Annotated in this window: 15 protein-coding genes; 8 read left to right on the top strand and 7 right to left on the bottom strand. The window is 68.0% G+C overall.

The genetic code is table 11. From position 1 onward, the window contains the following. The first annotated feature begins 31 nt into the window (after positions 1–31). Genes WOA58_RS10820 through WOA58_RS10805 form a run of 4 tightly spaced genes read left to right on the top strand, consistent with a single transcriptional unit; the run spans position 32 to position 4,024 of the window. Positions 32–1,642, top strand: a complete 1,611-nt coding sequence (locus tag WOA58_RS10820) for a DUF255 domain-containing protein (protein WP_340604213.1) — start codon at positions 32–34, stop codon at positions 1,640–1,642. Positions 1,643–1,685: 43 nt separating this feature from the next. Continuing rightward, the gene (locus WOA58_RS10815) at positions 1,686–2,489 is read left to right on the top strand and encodes a TrmB family transcriptional regulator (protein WP_340604212.1); all 804 of its coding nucleotides are present in this window, start codon (positions 1,686–1,688) and stop codon (positions 2,487–2,489) included. Between the two features lie 50 nt (positions 2,490–2,539). Continuing rightward, positions 2,540–3,544, top strand: a complete 1,005-nt coding sequence (locus WOA58_RS10810) for an AAA family ATPase (RefSeq protein WP_340604210.1) — start codon at positions 2,540–2,542, stop codon at positions 3,542–3,544. A 42-nt stretch (positions 3,545–3,586) separates the two neighbouring features. Beyond that, positions 3,587–4,024 carry an acyl-CoA thioesterase gene (locus tag WOA58_RS10805; RefSeq protein WP_340604209.1) on the top strand — a complete coding sequence of 146 codons (438 nt, stop codon included), beginning with the start codon at positions 3,587–3,589 and terminating at the stop codon, positions 4,022–4,024. Positions 4,025–4,028: 4 nt separating this feature from the next. Here the strand turns inward: WOA58_RS10805 and WOA58_RS10800 are convergent, their stop codons facing one another. Next, a complete protein-coding gene (locus WOA58_RS10800) occupies positions 4,029–4,985 on the bottom strand; it encodes a methyltransferase domain-containing protein (protein WP_340604208.1) in 957 nt (318 codons plus the stop codon). A gap of 129 nt (positions 4,986–5,114) precedes the next feature. Next, positions 5,115–6,416, bottom strand: coding sequence for a histidinol dehydrogenase (gene hisD, locus WOA58_RS10795; RefSeq protein ID WP_340604207.1), 1,302 nt, complete (start codon positions 6,414–6,416; stop codon positions 5,115–5,117). A gap of 101 nt (positions 6,417–6,517) precedes the next feature. On the opposite strand from hisD, the gene WOA58_RS10790 reads away from it, so the two are divergent. Beyond that, positions 6,518–7,291, top strand: coding sequence for an SDR family NAD(P)-dependent oxidoreductase (locus WOA58_RS10790; RefSeq protein WP_340604206.1), 774 nt, complete (start codon positions 6,518–6,520; stop codon positions 7,289–7,291). Here the strand turns inward: WOA58_RS10790 and WOA58_RS10785 are convergent. The 5 genes from WOA58_RS10785 to WOA58_RS10765 all read right to left on the bottom strand — a co-directional run bounded on the left by WOA58_RS10785 (position 7,288) and on the right by WOA58_RS10765 (position 11,529). Next, on the bottom strand, positions 7,288–7,851 hold the full coding sequence (locus WOA58_RS10785; protein ID WP_340604205.1) for a hypothetical protein: 564 nt from the start codon (positions 7,849–7,851) through the stop codon (positions 7,288–7,290). The two genes, WOA58_RS10790 and WOA58_RS10785, sit on opposite strands and share 4 nt — an antisense overlap. Before the next feature lie 31 nt (positions 7,852–7,882). Further along, positions 7,883–9,457, bottom strand: a complete 1,575-nt coding sequence (locus tag WOA58_RS10780) for a sodium:solute symporter family protein (protein WP_340604204.1) — start codon at positions 9,455–9,457, stop codon at positions 7,883–7,885. Continuing rightward, the gene (locus WOA58_RS10775) at positions 9,457–9,585 is read right to left on the bottom strand and encodes a hypothetical protein (RefSeq protein WP_340604203.1); all 129 of its coding nucleotides are present in this window, start codon (positions 9,583–9,585) and stop codon (positions 9,457–9,459) included. Before WOA58_RS10775 ends, WOA58_RS10780 begins: the two co-directional genes overlap by 1 nt. 77 nt (positions 9,586–9,662) lie before the next feature. Then, a complete protein-coding gene (locus WOA58_RS10770; protein WP_340604202.1) occupies positions 9,663–10,424 on the bottom strand; it encodes an IclR family transcriptional regulator in 762 nt (253 codons plus the stop codon). 418 nt (positions 10,425–10,842) lie between these two features. Further along, the gene (locus WOA58_RS10765) at positions 10,843–11,529 is read right to left on the bottom strand and encodes a helix-turn-helix domain-containing protein (protein WP_340604201.1); all 687 of its coding nucleotides are present in this window, start codon (positions 11,527–11,529) and stop codon (positions 10,843–10,845) included. Between the two features lie 326 nt (positions 11,530–11,855). Here WOA58_RS10765 and WOA58_RS10760 point away from each other — a divergent pair, with 326 nt between their 5' ends. From WOA58_RS10760 to WOA58_RS10750, 3 genes are read left to right on the top strand one after another with little or no spacing between them, the layout of a single operon-like run. Then, on the top strand, positions 11,856–12,413 hold the full coding sequence (locus WOA58_RS10760) for a TATA-box-binding protein (RefSeq protein ID WP_340604200.1): 558 nt from the start codon (positions 11,856–11,858) through the stop codon (positions 12,411–12,413). Positions 12,414–12,417: 4 nt separating this feature from the next. Then, positions 12,418–12,765, top strand: coding sequence for a DUF7473 family protein (locus tag WOA58_RS10755; RefSeq protein ID WP_340604199.1), 348 nt, complete (start codon positions 12,418–12,420; stop codon positions 12,763–12,765). After that, positions 12,762–13,709 carry a CPBP family intramembrane glutamic endopeptidase gene (locus WOA58_RS10750; RefSeq protein ID WP_340604198.1) on the top strand — a complete coding sequence of 316 codons (948 nt, stop codon included), beginning with the start codon at positions 12,762–12,764 and terminating at the stop codon, positions 13,707–13,709. Before WOA58_RS10755 ends, WOA58_RS10750 begins: the two co-directional genes overlap by 4 nt. The last annotated feature ends 1 nt before the right edge of the window (position 13,710 follow it).

The raw sequence follows: 13,710 nt of genomic DNA, 5'->3' as shown, positions 1-13,710 counted from the left end.
GGCCTTAACACGTCCCGGCCGTACCGGCGCCATGGACGATGCGCGGAGCGCGATCGAGTGGCACTCGTGGGAGGAGGGGTTCGCGGCGGCCCGCGAACGGGACGTCCCGGTCGTGCTCTTCCTCTCGGCGACCTGGTGTGCGGACTGCGCGGAGATGGAGGAGAAGACGTTCGGGAACCCCCAGATCCGCGCCAACCTCGAGGAGTTCGTCCCGGTCAAGGTCGACGCGGACCGCCGCCCGCGCGTGCGCGACCGCTACAACATGGGCGGATTCCCCTCGGTCGTCTTCTGTACGCCCGACGGGGAGATCCTCACCGGCGCGACCCAACTGGGGATCGAGGGGCTGCGGAGCGTCCTCGAGCGCGTCCGGGGGGTATGGAGCGACCGCGGGAGCGAGGCCGGGCGGATCCCCCGGGCGCTTCGCGACAGCGAGCCGCCGGCGGGCACGCTCGAAGCGGGGATCGAGGGGAGTCTGCTCGGTCGCCTCGAGGCCGCCTTCGACGACGAGTACGGCGGCTGGGGCGACGCGCCGAAGTTCCCAATGCCCCGGACCATCGAGTTCGCGCTCAAGCGCGACCGCGCGGCGGCCCGCCGGACCCTGGAGGCGGTCCGTACGCACCTCCACGACGACTACGAGGGTGGCTTCTTCCGGTACGCCGAGAATCGCGACTGGAGCGAGATCTCCCACGAGAAGCTGACCGACGAGAACGCGGCGCTGTGCAGGGCGTTCGCGAACGCCTATCTCGCGACCGGCGAGGAGGCCTACCGGGAGACCGCCGGGCGCACGGCGAAATACCTGACGACGACGCTCTGGACGGGCGAGGCGTTCGCCGGGAGCCAGGCACCCGGCCCCGACGACTCCTACGGCGCGCCCGAGGACCGGACCGGCCCGCCGGTCGACGAAACGGTGTATGCGGGCCGGAACGCGCTGGCGATCGAGGCGCTTCTGACCTACCACGCCTACACCGACGACGCGGAGGCGAAGCGGTTCGCCGAGCGCGCCCTCGGAGCCCTCGAGGAGCTGATCGACGGTGGAAGCGTCGCCCACCACTCCGGCGGCGACCGGGACGCCCTCGCCGACCAGGCCCGGACGCTCCGCGCGCTGACGACGGCCCGCGAGGTGCTGGGAAGCGAGGCGGCCCTCGAAACCGCCCAAGAGGTCGCCGACTACACGATCGAAACCCTTCAGGACGACAACGGCGCGTTCCGCGACGGACCCGCGGCGGGCGAGGGGCTGCTCTCCTACCCGCTGTACCCGATCGACACGGCCGCCGAGCTCGCCGACGGCCTGCTCGATCTGGCCGTTCTGGCCGACGACGAGGAGTACCGCGAGGCCGCCCGCGGGGCGCTCTCGGCGTTCGCGGGCGCGGGCGACCGGATGGGGCCCCAGCTCGCGGGCTACGGCACCGCGGTCTCGCGGCTGGTCGGCGAGCCGCTGGTGATCCGGGTGGGCGAGCCGGCCGGCTCGGACCTCCACCGGGCCGCGCTGCGGATCGCGGACCACGAGGCCGTGATCGTCCCCGGCGCGGACTGCGAGGGTGCGGTCGCGAGCGCCGGCAAGCGGACGGCCGAGCCGGCCCCGAGTCCGGTCGATCTCGAGCGGGCGGTGAGCGCGCTCGTCGGAGCGGGCGCGGCCGAGTGACAACGGTCGGTGTGTTTATACGGCTCCGTTCGTAGAACGGAACATGGCCAGTCTGAGGGATCTGGGTCTTTCGGAGTACGAGAGCCGGGTCTATCGGTCCCTGTTGCACACGGGACCGACAACCGCCAAGGAGTTGTCCCGCGCAAGCGAGGTGCCGATGGGACGGATCTACGACGTCCTCAACAGCATCGAGGGTCACAACCTCGTGCGCAGCCAGACCGCGAGCCGGCCCAAGAAGTACGTCGCCGTCGAGCCCGAGACGGCGCTCGAACGCTTGCTCGAGGACAAGCGCCGCGAGGCCGAGGAGACGGTCAACCGGTACGAGGAGATCGTCGACGATCTGGGCGAGGAGCTCGAATCCGCCGAGCCCGTCGAGGAGCAGTTCTGGACGGCCGCCGTCGGCGACGAGGAGACGGTCGATCTCCTGCTCGAACGGCTCGCGGCGGCCGACGACAGCATCGTCATGGTCGTCGCGAACCGCTCGCCCCAGTTCGACTTCGACCGGATCGGCGACGTCGTGACCGAGCGCCTCGAGGCGGCGGTCGAGCGGGGCGTCGAGGTCTCGGTGCTGATGACCCCCGAGGTCGTCGCGAGCCTCCCCGAGAGCGTCGGCGAGCGCTATCGCACCCGCCTCTCGGATCACCCCTCCTTTTCGGTCCGGACGATTGAGGAGCTCGACGGGACGTTCAACCTCGTCGACGGCGTCGAAGTCGTCCTGCAGGTGTCGAACCCGCTTCGCTCCGGGGAGGTCTTCGCCGTGATCGACCTGAAGGACCCCGCGTTCGCCGCCGAGATCCACGAGGAGTTCGCCCCCCGCTGGGAGGACGCCGAGCCCCTCTCGTTCTGAGGCGAGCGCGTAGCGACGCCTTTGTATCCGCTCCGCGAGAAGGGTCGCTAATGGACGCGCCGCTGTGGACCGAGAGCCACGCCCCGACGATCGCGCAGCTCCCACAGGACGGGGTCCGGGAGTACCTCGCGCGGGCGGCCGACGAGCCGATCAATCTCGCGCTCTACGGCCCGAAGGGCGCGGGCAAGACCGCCGCCGTCCGGGCGCTCGCGCGCGAGGCCCACGACTCCGAGAACGACCTCGTCGAGATCAACGTCGCCGACTTCTTCGGCATGACGAAAAAGGAGCTCTCGGAGGACCCCCGATTTGCCTCGTTCATCACGCCCAAACGCCGCCGCGAGACCTCGAAGGCCGGACTGATCAACCACGTTCTCAAGGAGTCGGCGAGCTATCCGCCCGTCTCGGGCGACTACAAGACGATCCTGCTCGACAACGCCGAGGCGATCCGCGAGGACTTCCAGCAAGCCCTTCGGAGGGTGATGGAACGCCATCACGAGGCCGCCCAGTTCGTCATCACGACCCGCCAGCCCTCGGCGCTGATCGCGCCGATCGTCTCGCGGTGTTTTCCCGTGCCCGTGCGCGCGCCGACGACCGCCGAGACCGTCTCGGTGCTCGAGGGGATCGTCGAGAAGGAGGGCGTGGAGTACGACTCCGAGGGGATCGAGTACGTCGCGAGCTACGCCGACGGCGACCTCAGGAAGGCCGTGCTCGGCGCACAGACGACCGCCGAGGCCGAGGGCGGGATCACGATGGACGCCGCCTACGAGGCGCTCGGCGACGTGGGGATCGACGACCGGATCGAGGACATGCTCGTCAACGCCGAGAACGGCGAGTTCACCGACGCCCGGAAGCTCCTCGACGAGCTGCTGATCGACGAGGGCTACGACGGCGGCGAGGTGCTCGCGGACGTCCTGACCGTTTCGCGCTCGCGCTACGGCGGCGAGGAGCTGGCGGCGATCCACGAACGGGCCGGCGAGATCGACCTGGACCTGACCGAGGGGACCAGCGACCGGATCCAGCTCGGCCAGCTGCTCGCGGAGCTCGGCGCGAACTGAACTCGCCGCTCTTTACCCTCGGGCACGAACTCGAAGGAGCCCATGGTGACGCTCAGCGAGACGCACATCGAGAACCGGTATCGAGTACAGCCCAACCACGCGAACAACTACGAGTCGCTCCACGGCGGCAACCTGATGAAGTGGATGGACGAGGTCGGCGCGATGAGCGCGATGCGCCTCGCGGGCGAGTCCTGCGTCACGGCCGCCGTGACCGAGCTCGACTTCCAACAGCCCGTCCCGATCGGCGAGGTCGCGCGCATTGAGGCGTACGTCTACGACGCCGGGCGCACGAGCGTCCGCGTCCGGATCCGCGCGTGGCGCGAGGACCCCCGGTCGGGCGAGTCCGACCGCACCACCGAGGCGGCGTTCACGTTCGTCGCGATCGGCGAGGACGGCTCGCCCACGCCGGTGCCCGATCTGACGGCAGAAAGTGACGAGGAACGGCGACTACGCGAGGCGGCCCGCGAGGCCGAGGACTGACGGGCTAGACGAGCACCGAGACGTACCGCGTCAGCGACCCGTGGACGCGGCGCTCGAACCGATCCTCGACCTCCCAGCCGGCCGATTCGATGACCGCCTCCCAGGGTCGGTCCGCGACGACCACGGCACGAGGAGCGAGCCGGCGGGCCTCGGCGAGCGCCCCCTCGACGATCTCCCGTAGCTCCCCTTCGATCTTCGACTGGCGCCCGTAGGGCGCGTCGAAGACGACGCCGTCGACCGTCCCGTCGCGAAGCGGGATCCGGGTGGCATCGCCGCGGAACACGTCGAACTCGACGCCGTAGTGGGCGAGGTTCTCCTCGGCGCCCCGGACCATCTTCCACTGGGCGTCCGCGCCGACGACGCGCGCGCCGACCAGCCCGGCCTCGACGAGCCCGCCGCCCGTCCCGCACATCGGGTCGAGGATCGACTTCCCGGGAGCGGCGCCCGCGACGTTCGCGATCGCGCGCGCGAGCAGCGGGTCCATGCTGCCGGGCTGGAAGAACGGCTTCTCGGTCGGCGCGCGTTCGGCGAAGTCGCGCCGGCTCGCGGCCGCGAGCCAGCCGAGCGCGCAGGTGTCCTCGGAGAAGACCGCCCGCAGCTCGTGATCCGGCTCCTCGAGATCCACCGAGAACCCGCGTTCGACGAGGACCGACCCCAGTTCGCGTTCGGCCCGCTGGGTGTCGACGTCCGTCTCGCGTACTCGGCGGGCGCGCACGCGCACGGAGCCCTCGCGATCGATCCCCGCGAGCTCGACCAGGAGGCGTGCGGAGTCGATCTCGGCCCCACAGGTCCCGAGCAGCTCGCTCGCACGGTGGGTGTAAGCGAGCCCCCGAACCCCCTCGGCGTCGATCCCGCGGGCGGTCGCCAGCCCGGTCGCGAGGTGGGAGACGTCGGTGGCGGCGCTTCGGGCCTCGCGGCGCGCGAACGCATCGTCCTCGCCGGCGAGCTCCAGCAGATACACGTCCGTTCTCGCCGGGAACGCGTAATCAGCGTGCCGATCCCGAACACGACTCTGAGAATAGTCTAGCCAGTATAACAGCTGATTTTCCTCGCGGTCACATAAACGTATCGAGCGGAGCTGCCTGCCGTCTCAGTTCCCGGGGCCGTAGTCGGGGCTGATGTCGTCGCGCAGGCGGGCCTCCGCGGAGAGCTGGTGGGCGTGGGTGCCCTCGAGCTCGCAGATCTTCGCGGCCCACGGCGCGATCCGGGCGGCACCCTCCTCGGTCGCCTCCTGGTGGGTGAGCACCTTGAGGTAGGTGTTGACCGTGATGCCGCCGCTGTACTTCGCGACCTCCAGGGTCGGAAGCGAGTGGTTCGTTCCTACTGCTTTGTCGCCGAAGACGACCGGCGAGTGATCGCCCAGGAACAGCGAGCCGTAGTTGTGGAGGTCGTCCATGACCGAGCGGGGTTCGTCGATCATCACCTGGAGGTGCTCGATCGCGTAGTCGTTGACGACCTCGAGCGCGTCGTCCATCGTCTCGGCGATGACGACCTCGCCGTTGTTCTCCCAGCACTCCTCGGCGACGTCGGCGGTGCGGATCTCCGAGAGCCCGTCGTGGAACGCCTCGACGGAGGCTTCGGCGGTCTCCTGGTCGGTCGAGACGAGGATCGGCCGGGAGTTGGGGTCGTGTTCCGCCTGTGCGAGCAGGTCGGTCGCGACGAGCTCGGGGTCGGCGGTCTCGTCGACGAACAACAGGACCTCCGAGGGACCGGCGAGGAAGTCGACGCCGACGTGACCGAAGACCTGGCGCTGGGCCTCGGTGACGAAGACGTTACCCGGACCGGTGACCTTCGAGACCCCCGGTACGGAGTCGGTGCCGTAGGCCATCGCGCCGACTGCTTGGGCGCCGCCGATGCAGTAGATCTCGTCGGCGCCCGCTCGATCCATCGCGTAGAGCTGGGCGGGCTGGATCGTGCCGTTCTCCTGGGGTGGCGCGCAGGTGATCACACGTTCGACGCCCGCGACCTTCGCGGGGACGATCGACATCGCGGGCGCGGCCACCAGGGGATGGCGCCCGCCGGGGACGTACGTGCCCGCGGATTCGACGGGGACGACCCGCTGGCCGAGCGTAACCCCCTCCTCGAACTCGCGCTCGAAGCCCTCGACGTGTTCGCGCTGCTCCTCGTGGAACTCGCGGACGTTCGCGATCGTGTTGTCGATGGCCTCGCGGTCTTCCTCCGAGAGCTCCTCGCCGGCGGCCTCGATCTCCTCGTCGCTCACGCGGAACTGCTCGCGCTCGACGCCGTCGAACTTCTCGGTGAACTCGTGGACGGCCTCGTCGCCGCGCTCGCGGACCTCCCCCAGGATGTCCTGGACCGACTCGACGACCTCTTGATCGATCTCGATCGACGCACTCCCCGCCTCCTTGAGATACTCGACGTTAGCGCACATGCTGTCGGGCGGAAAATCGTGAGGGTTCCGCTTAAAGCTGTGGGTACGGTAGCGCCCGGCAGGCCGATAACGGTTAGCTCCCGGCCCCAGTAGAAAGGAGCATGCACACGGATCGAACCGTAGTCGTGACGGGCGCGAGCGGCGGGATCGGGCGGGAGATATCGCTTCGACTCCTCGATGAGGGCGCGAACGTCGTCCTCGCGGCTCGGAGCGACGGGATCCACGAAACGGCCGAGGAATCGGACGCGGGCGAGCGCGCACTGCCGGTCGAGACCGACGTGACGGACGAGGCGTCGGTCGAGGGAACGATCGACGAGGCGGTCGAGGCGTTCGAGGGGATCGACGCGCTGGTGAACAACGCCGGGATCGCCGGGCCGACCGCGCCGATCGAGGAGGTCGAGCGCGAGGAGTGGGACCGGACCATGTCGGTGAACGCCACCGGCCAGTTCCTCATGGCGAAACACGCCGCGCCCCATCTCCGGGAGAGCGACCGGGCGAGCGTCGTGAACGTCTCCTCGATCAGCGGCAAGCGCCCCCTCGAGGGGCGGACCCCGTATACGGCCTCGAAGACGGCGGTGATCGGGCTCACCCGGACGCTCGCCTTCGAACTCGGCGAGGACGACGTGACGGTCAACGCCGTCTGCCCGGGCGCGACGAAGGGCCCGAGGATCGAGCGTGTGATCGAACGCCAGGCCGAGGAGCGGGGCGTGGGCTACGAGGAAGCCAAGCGACAGGTGTTCACCGACGACGCTGCTCTGGGCGAGCTGGTCGAACCGGAGGACGTCGCGGGGCTGGTGTCGTTCCTGCTGAGCCCGAACGCCCGCCACATCACCGCCCAGGACCTGAACGTCGACGGCGGCACCGCCTGGTACTAGGCGGGGTCGTAGCCGGCCTCGAGGGCCTCGACGTCCTCGAGCAGCTCGACCTGTTTGGTGAGGGTGCTGACGGCATAACGCTCGCCCTCCTCGCCGTAGTCGACGATCAGGAAGGGGGTATAAACGAGTTCAAGGCGGTCGAGGGTGGACTCGGGACGCCTGACCGGACGGTAGGACCGGTCGAGGTAGGGAAAGAGCCACTCACGCCACGCCTCGGTCGCTCCCTCCTCCGGGACCTCGATCGGGAGGACGCGCCCGTCGGGAACCTCGAGCGTCTCGCGCTCGGGAAGCTCCAGATCGACCTCGCCGACCCGGCCGGTGACCGCGTCGACGGCCGCGAGGAACTTCACCGTCTTCTCGCCCCGTGCGAGCCGGTCGAACTCGACGGTCGTATACGCGATGTAGTCGGGGTAATACAGCCGCGTGATCGACTCGGGCTCGGGCGAGCGCCCGAGCAGCCCGCGGAGCTTCGAGCGCAGGTAGGTCGGGACGGTCAGGCGCTCGGTGCGACCGACGGCGGCGGCCTCGTCGAGGCGTGGTTCGAACGACCTGATCTCCATTTGCGGGTAGATGCGCGGCGGGCCGTATCCCTTATTCGGTCTCCTCGCGACCCCCGTCGGTGCTCGCTTCCTGGCGCCCGAAGACCTCCTGGACCTGCGCGGCCGGCAGCGGCTCGGTGAAGCGGTTGGCGCCGAACGTCCCCAGACAGCTCACGATGAAGCCGATCCCGGTCGAGGCGTAGGGGTTCTCGCTGTAGGGGTAGAGGCTGAAGCCCAGCAGCGAGTCGTACAGCCCTGCCTGCGGGCCGAGATGGATGATGGCGTAGACCGAGAAGCCGGCGACGAAGCCGACCAGCGCGGCCTTCGCGGAGGTGGACTCCTCGATGCTGCCGATGAAGTACGGGCCGCTGTAGGCGGAGATGATCCCCCCGATGCCGATCCACATGAACACCGAGAGGTACTGTGGCGGCACCGTCACCGCCGCGACCGCGGCGATCGTGACGACGACCGTCGCGACCCGCGAGATCCACAGCGCGCGTTGGCCGACCTCTGGGCTGTCGGGGTCGCCGCCCTTCCAGGGGACGTACGTCTTGCGATAGAGGTCATTGGCGAAGATCTGAGCGACCGAGATGATGATCCCGTCGGCCGTCGAGATGATCGCGCTCAGGATCGCGACGCCGAGGAACGCGGCGACGATCGCGGGCATCGTCTCGATGAACAGCACGGGGATGATCGCGTCGGGGTCGGCGATGTCGATCCCCTCGGCCGCGCCCAGCACGCCCCCGAGGAACATCAGCGGCATCGCCATCCCGACGATCGCCGCGATGATCATGAACTTCTTGATGTACTGGGTGCCCTTGATCGCGAAGAACTTGTTACCCAGGTGCGGCTGGGCGGTGAAGCCGATGTGGCCGACGAACAACAGGAAGATCACCCACCAGTTCGCGAAGATCGGGTTCTCGTAGTTGGTGTGGGTGTCCCACGACTGGTTGGCGTCGAGTTGGGCGTTGACCGCGCCCATCCCGCCCGCGTCGAGCCCGTAGCCGGTGACGAACATGACCACGATCAGGGCCGTGATCGCGAGCATGATCGCGCCCTGGACGGCGTCGGTGATGATGTCGGCGTGGCTTCCGCCGGCGACCAGATAGAGCAACAGGAGCCCGCCGGCCAGCCAGATCCCGACCTCGTAGGGGACCCCGAGGATCGCGTCGAACATCCAGCCCGCCGAGACGATCTGGGCCATGATGTAGAACAGCAGGAACAGCGCGATGAGCGCGGCCAGCAGCCTGAGCAGCGGGCTCTGATACCGGTCGCCGAGGAAGTCGGGCACCGACTGGGAGTTGAAGCGGTCGCCGACCTTCTTGGTGATCCGCGCGACGACCATCATCCCCAGGTAGATACCGATCGGGTAGATCAGCGCGTAGTAGCCGGCCTTGAACCCCATGTCGTAGGCCATCCCGGGAATCCCCAGGAACGTCGAACCGCTCGCGACGGTCGTCGCGTACGCCAGGGCGAGCACGAGGAAGCCAAAGCCCCCGCGTGCGGTCGCGTAGTCGTCCTGGCTATTGGTCTGCTTCCAGCCCCAGTAGCCGAGCCCGAGGATCAAGACGACGTAGGCGACGAGGAAGGCCCAGCCGTAGGTGACGACCGCGCCGGTCGCGGCCATTAGGCCTCACCCCGGCGCTCGTCGCCGCGTGCCTCGAGGATGTCTTCGATCTTCCATACCCACACCGCCACCACGACGAAGTACAGTATCGTCGTCACCGCTAGTACCTCCAGTACGTTCATGGCCACCACACTGTACGATTCGTATGTTCCTAATAAATATGGTGCATTCATCCACAGGGCGCCCGACGCTCCAGGAACGCGGGCTACTGGCTGGCGAGGCTCAGCTCGATCGCGTTGGCCGCCCCGGTGATCAGATCGGGGAGCTCGGTCTCGAAGCGCTCGCCGCGCAGTCGGTTCTCGGGCCCGGAGACGACGATCGAGCCGAGCAGCTCGCCCTCGTGGAGGATCGGGCTCGCGACGGCGCGAAAGCCCTCGAACGTCTCGCCGTCGTTTCGCGCGTACCCCCGTTCGCGGATCGTCTCCAGCTCGGCGAGCAGCTCGTCGAGGTCGGTGATCGTCCGCTCGGTCTGGGCGGGCAGGCCCCGCTGGTCGACGATCGCGCGAACCCGTTCCTCGGGGAGGTGTGCGAGGATGGCCTTGCCCGCGGCGATGTTGTGCAACGGCACCCGCTTGCCGATCGCGCCGTAGGGCTGGACCGCCCGCTCGCCGACGGCCTTCTCGACGTAGACGGCCAGCCCGTACTCCTCGACGACGAGCCAGGCGATCTCGTCGGTCTCCTCGACGACGTGTTCGAGCGACGGCCCCGCGGCGTCGACGAGCTCGATCCGGTTCTTCGCGCCCATCCCGTAGTGGAGGGGCTTGAGCCCGACGCGGTACTCCGTGCCGTCCTTGACGAGGAACTCGTGTTCGACGAGCGTGCTCAGGTGGTCGTGGGCGGTGCTCTTGGCGATCCCGACGTGGTCCGCCGCCTCCGTCACGCCCGCGCCCTCGAGCGCGTGGACCGCGTCCAGCACGTCGAAGAGCGTCCCGGCCGACTTGACCCGCCGATCCCGTGCTCCTGTCATACCCACGGTCGGGCCCCCGGCATAATAAACAGTCGTGAACGTCCGTCGTTCGCGGATCACGTTTTCGCCGACACCGAACAGGACTGGTCGAGAGCGCTATTAGAGGACTCTATTGATCCGCTTCGTCCGGCAATAGCGAACTGGCGGGTAGCTAGTAGCTCGACGGGGCAACCAGAACGGCGTCGACATCCGAACTGGCCGGTGGCGGCAGGGAATTACACAAATACATATGTAAATCATTGCGTTCGGGCCGGCCGAACGCCGTAGGCCAGTATCGATACTGAGAACGTCGCAGGTAGCCTTGAAAGGCGCTCGGCGGCACGAGCTATCAGTACTGCCCGCGAGGTTCCTAGACGATAATCGGGCGACCATGACCGAAGGGGAACGGGACACACATGGAATGAAGGGATCGGGGGAACTACTGATCGGTCGGCCGCGGCGCCTCGGTCGCGCCGTCCATGACGTGCCCGTTGACGGACGCATCGACGAGCGTCTCATGGGCCCTGCGCAGGCGTTCGGAGAGGGCCTGATGGGAGATGTCGAGCTTCTCGGCCAGGTCGACGAGCGAGACTTCGCGTGGGACGTCGTAGTAGCCGTGTTCGAACGCGGCGACGAGCGTTTCCTGCTGTTCGGTCGTCAGCCCGTTGGGCCGGCCATCCTCGTCGCTGAGCTCGTAGATCGAATCGACCGTCAGCGGGATATCCGCCTCGTTCGCGACGTCGTACATCCGGGAGAGGTCGTCCCGGTCGGGGAACAGGACCTCGATCGACCACTTCCCGTCGACCACTCTCGCGTTCCGGACGTACCCGCCGGCCGTCCCGAGGATCCGGATCGTCGACGCAGCCTCATCGGCCCACTCCATTCGGTAGAGCCGCCGCCGGTCGAACGACCCGATGACGTCGAATCCCTCGACGGTCGGGTCGGCCTCGAGGGCCTCGTCGACGGCCGCGAAATCGTCCGCACGGATCCAGAGAAGCGGGAGGACGTCGTCGCTCGTCCGGGATGCGAGCTGTTCTACGTCGATCACGACCTCCGGTAGCGAAGCGACCCGCTCACCTAACTCGACCTCCGCCGCGGGGAGCCGCACGTTGATGATCGCGCCCATGACAGCTCTGGCGTCCCGACCCCTATCCGTGTTCCTATTCATGGCCGATCCCCTGCCGCCCTCCGTGGGTTCATTCCCGATGTCGGCGGTTTTCATCGCTCCATACCGTGTGTGATCAGTGAACGCGGGATCGAAACGAACCCGGTCGCCTCCGCGGATCAGCCGGACACACAACATTGATGTGGCATCGTCATCAACCTCTATCCGAGATCCATCTCTCTGTAGATCGGAAATACCAGGAGGATCGAAGCGGAGAGTCCAACCTACCTCGCGCGGAGGTAGCCACCAACCTTTATAAACCTTAAATACGTCTTATAAAGAGAACGATGGACCCAAAGGAGACTATTAACATCGAGAACGTGGTCGCGTCGACGGGTATCGGGCAGGAACTCGACCTCCAGAGCGTCGCGATGGACCTCGAGGGCGCCGATTACGACCCCGAGCAGTTCCCCGGCCTCGTCTACCGAACCCAGAACCCGAAGTCGGCCGCGCTGATCTTCCGTTCGGGTAAGATCGTCTGTACGGGCGCGAAATCGACCGACGACGTCCACGAGAGCCTCCAGATCGTCTTCGACAAGCTTCGCGACCTCGAGATCCAGGTACAGGAGGACCCCGAGATCGTCGTCCAGAACATCGTCACGAGCGCGGACCTCGGGCGCAACCTCAACCTGAACGCGATCGCGATCGGGCTGGGCCTGGAGAACATCGAGTACGAGCCCGAGCAGTTCCCCGGGCTGGTCTACCGACTCGACGAGCCGAAGGTCGTCGCCCTGCTCTTTGGCTCGGGCAAGCTCGTGATCACGGGCGGCAAGCAGCCCGTCGACGCGGAACACGCCGTCGACAAGATCGTCTCCCGGCTCGAAGAGCTCGGCCTGCTCGAGTAGCCGGATGGTTCTCGACGCCCTTCTCACCCTCGCCGCGAGCTTTCTGGTGGTCGGGCTCGGCTTCTGTCTCACCCTTCATATCGCCGCACGGTACGTGCTGGGCGACGTCCCGATGGGCAACGCGCTCGCCGGGTTCGCCCCGGCAGCGGTCGTCCTCTCGCTGACGCTCGCCGGCCAGCCGATCACCGCGGCCGTCCTCGCGATCGTCGCCGACGTGCTCGTCGTCCAGTCGGTCTACGAGGTTTCGTATCGCCGCGCGGGGTTGATCACCCTCGTTCACTTCACCGTGAGCTTCCTGCTCGGGTTCGCCCTGCAGAACCTGCTCGCGCTGCTCGGAACCGCACCGACATGAACCTCAAATCGACCGTCTGGAACGCCGAGGAAGGGAGACCCCGGACGCCGATCAGGATGGTCCTCGGCGTCGTGGTCCTCGTGCTCGCGACCGCCGTGCTGACGATCCCGCCGCTGCTCGTCCTCTCGCTGTTCGACGCCGCGCTGCTCGCGGGCGCCGGCGTCGGCTCGATGCTGTTCTCGACAGGACTCAGCGGGATCGGCGCTGTCGTGGGGATTTGGCTCGCCGGCCGGTATATCGACCGGCGACGTTTCGCCGACTTCGGGATGCGGATCGACCGCGAGTGGTGGATCGACTGCGGGTTCGGGCTGGCGCTTGGCGGCCTGCTGATGACCGGCGTCTTCCTCGTCCAGCTCACGGCGGGCTGGATCGAAGTGACGGCCGTCTTCGCCGGCGAGGCCCTGCTGTGGGTGGTCGTCGGGAGTCTGTTGCTGTTCGTGATCGTCGGCGTCTACGAGGAGCTGTTGCTGCGGGGCTACCTGCTGACGAACCTCGCGGAGGGTGCCCGGGGCACCCTCGGAATCGCGGGCGCGATCGCCTTCGCAACCGTCGCCTCCTCGGTCGCCTTCGGCGCGCTGCACGCGAGCAACCCCAACGCGACCACCGTGAGCACGCTTGCGATCTCCTTTGCGGGCGTGATGCTCGCGCTTGGCTACCTGCTGACGGGCGAGCTCGCGATCCCGATCGGGCTGCACATCACCTGGAACCTCTTTCAGGGCACCGTCTACGGCTTCCCGGTCAGCGGCCTCGACTTCGGCGCGAGCATCGTCGATATCGAGCAGGGCGGCCCCGAGATGGCGACCGGCGGCTCCTTCGGCCCGGAGGCCGGCCTGCTCGGGTTCGCAGCGATGGTCGCGGGCTGCCTGCTGACCGTCGCGTGGGTTCGGTGGCGCTACGGGGACGCCGAGCTCGACGAGCGCGTGGCGATCCCCGACTTTCGATGAC

This window comes from Halalkalicoccus tibetensis, from assembly GCF_037996645.1.
Lineage (GTDB): Archaea > Halobacteriota > Halobacteria > Halobacteriales > Halalkalicoccaceae > Halalkalicoccus > Halalkalicoccus tibetensis.
This window is presented reverse-complemented; position numbering and strand designations above follow the sequence as displayed.

Excerpts from the sequence above, each read along its gene's own strand:
- WOA58_RS10815 (WP_340604212.1), top strand. The coding sequence starts at position 1,686 with ATGGCCAGTCTGAGGGATCTGGGTCTTTCGGAGTACGAGAGCCGGGTC.
- hisD (WP_340604207.1), bottom strand. The coding sequence starts at position 6,416 with ATGTGCGCTAACGTCGAGTATCTCAAGGAGGCGGGGAGTGCGTCGATC.
- WOA58_RS10785 (WP_340604205.1), bottom strand. The coding sequence starts at position 7,851 with ATGGAGATCAGGTCGTTCGAACCACGCCTCGACGAGGCCGCCGCCGTC.
- WOA58_RS10770 (WP_340604202.1), bottom strand. The coding sequence starts at position 10,424 with ATGACAGGAGCACGGGATCGGCGGGTCAAGTCGGCCGGGACGCTCTTC.
- WOA58_RS10805 (WP_340604209.1), top strand. The coding sequence starts at position 3,587 with ATGGTGACGCTCAGCGAGACGCACATCGAGAACCGGTATCGAGTACAG.
- WOA58_RS10790 (WP_340604206.1), top strand. The coding sequence starts at position 6,518 with ATGCACACGGATCGAACCGTAGTCGTGACGGGCGCGAGCGGCGGGATC.
- WOA58_RS10780 (WP_340604204.1), bottom strand. The coding sequence starts at position 9,457 with ATGGCCGCGACCGGCGCGGTCGTCACCTACGGCTGGGCCTTCCTCGTC.
- WOA58_RS10820 (WP_340604213.1), top strand. The coding sequence starts at position 32 with ATGGACGATGCGCGGAGCGCGATCGAGTGGCACTCGTGGGAGGAGGGG.
- WOA58_RS10765 (WP_340604201.1), bottom strand. The coding sequence starts at position 11,529 with ATGGGCGCGATCATCAACGTGCGGCTCCCCGCGGCGGAGGTCGAGTTA.
- WOA58_RS10760 (WP_340604200.1), top strand. The coding sequence starts at position 11,856 with ATGGACCCAAAGGAGACTATTAACATCGAGAACGTGGTCGCGTCGACG.
- WOA58_RS10750 (WP_340604198.1), top strand. The coding sequence starts at position 12,762 with ATGAACCTCAAATCGACCGTCTGGAACGCCGAGGAAGGGAGACCCCGG.
- WOA58_RS10755 (WP_340604199.1), top strand. The coding sequence starts at position 12,418 with ATGGTTCTCGACGCCCTTCTCACCCTCGCCGCGAGCTTTCTGGTGGTC.
- WOA58_RS10810 (WP_340604210.1), top strand. The coding sequence starts at position 2,540 with ATGGACGCGCCGCTGTGGACCGAGAGCCACGCCCCGACGATCGCGCAG.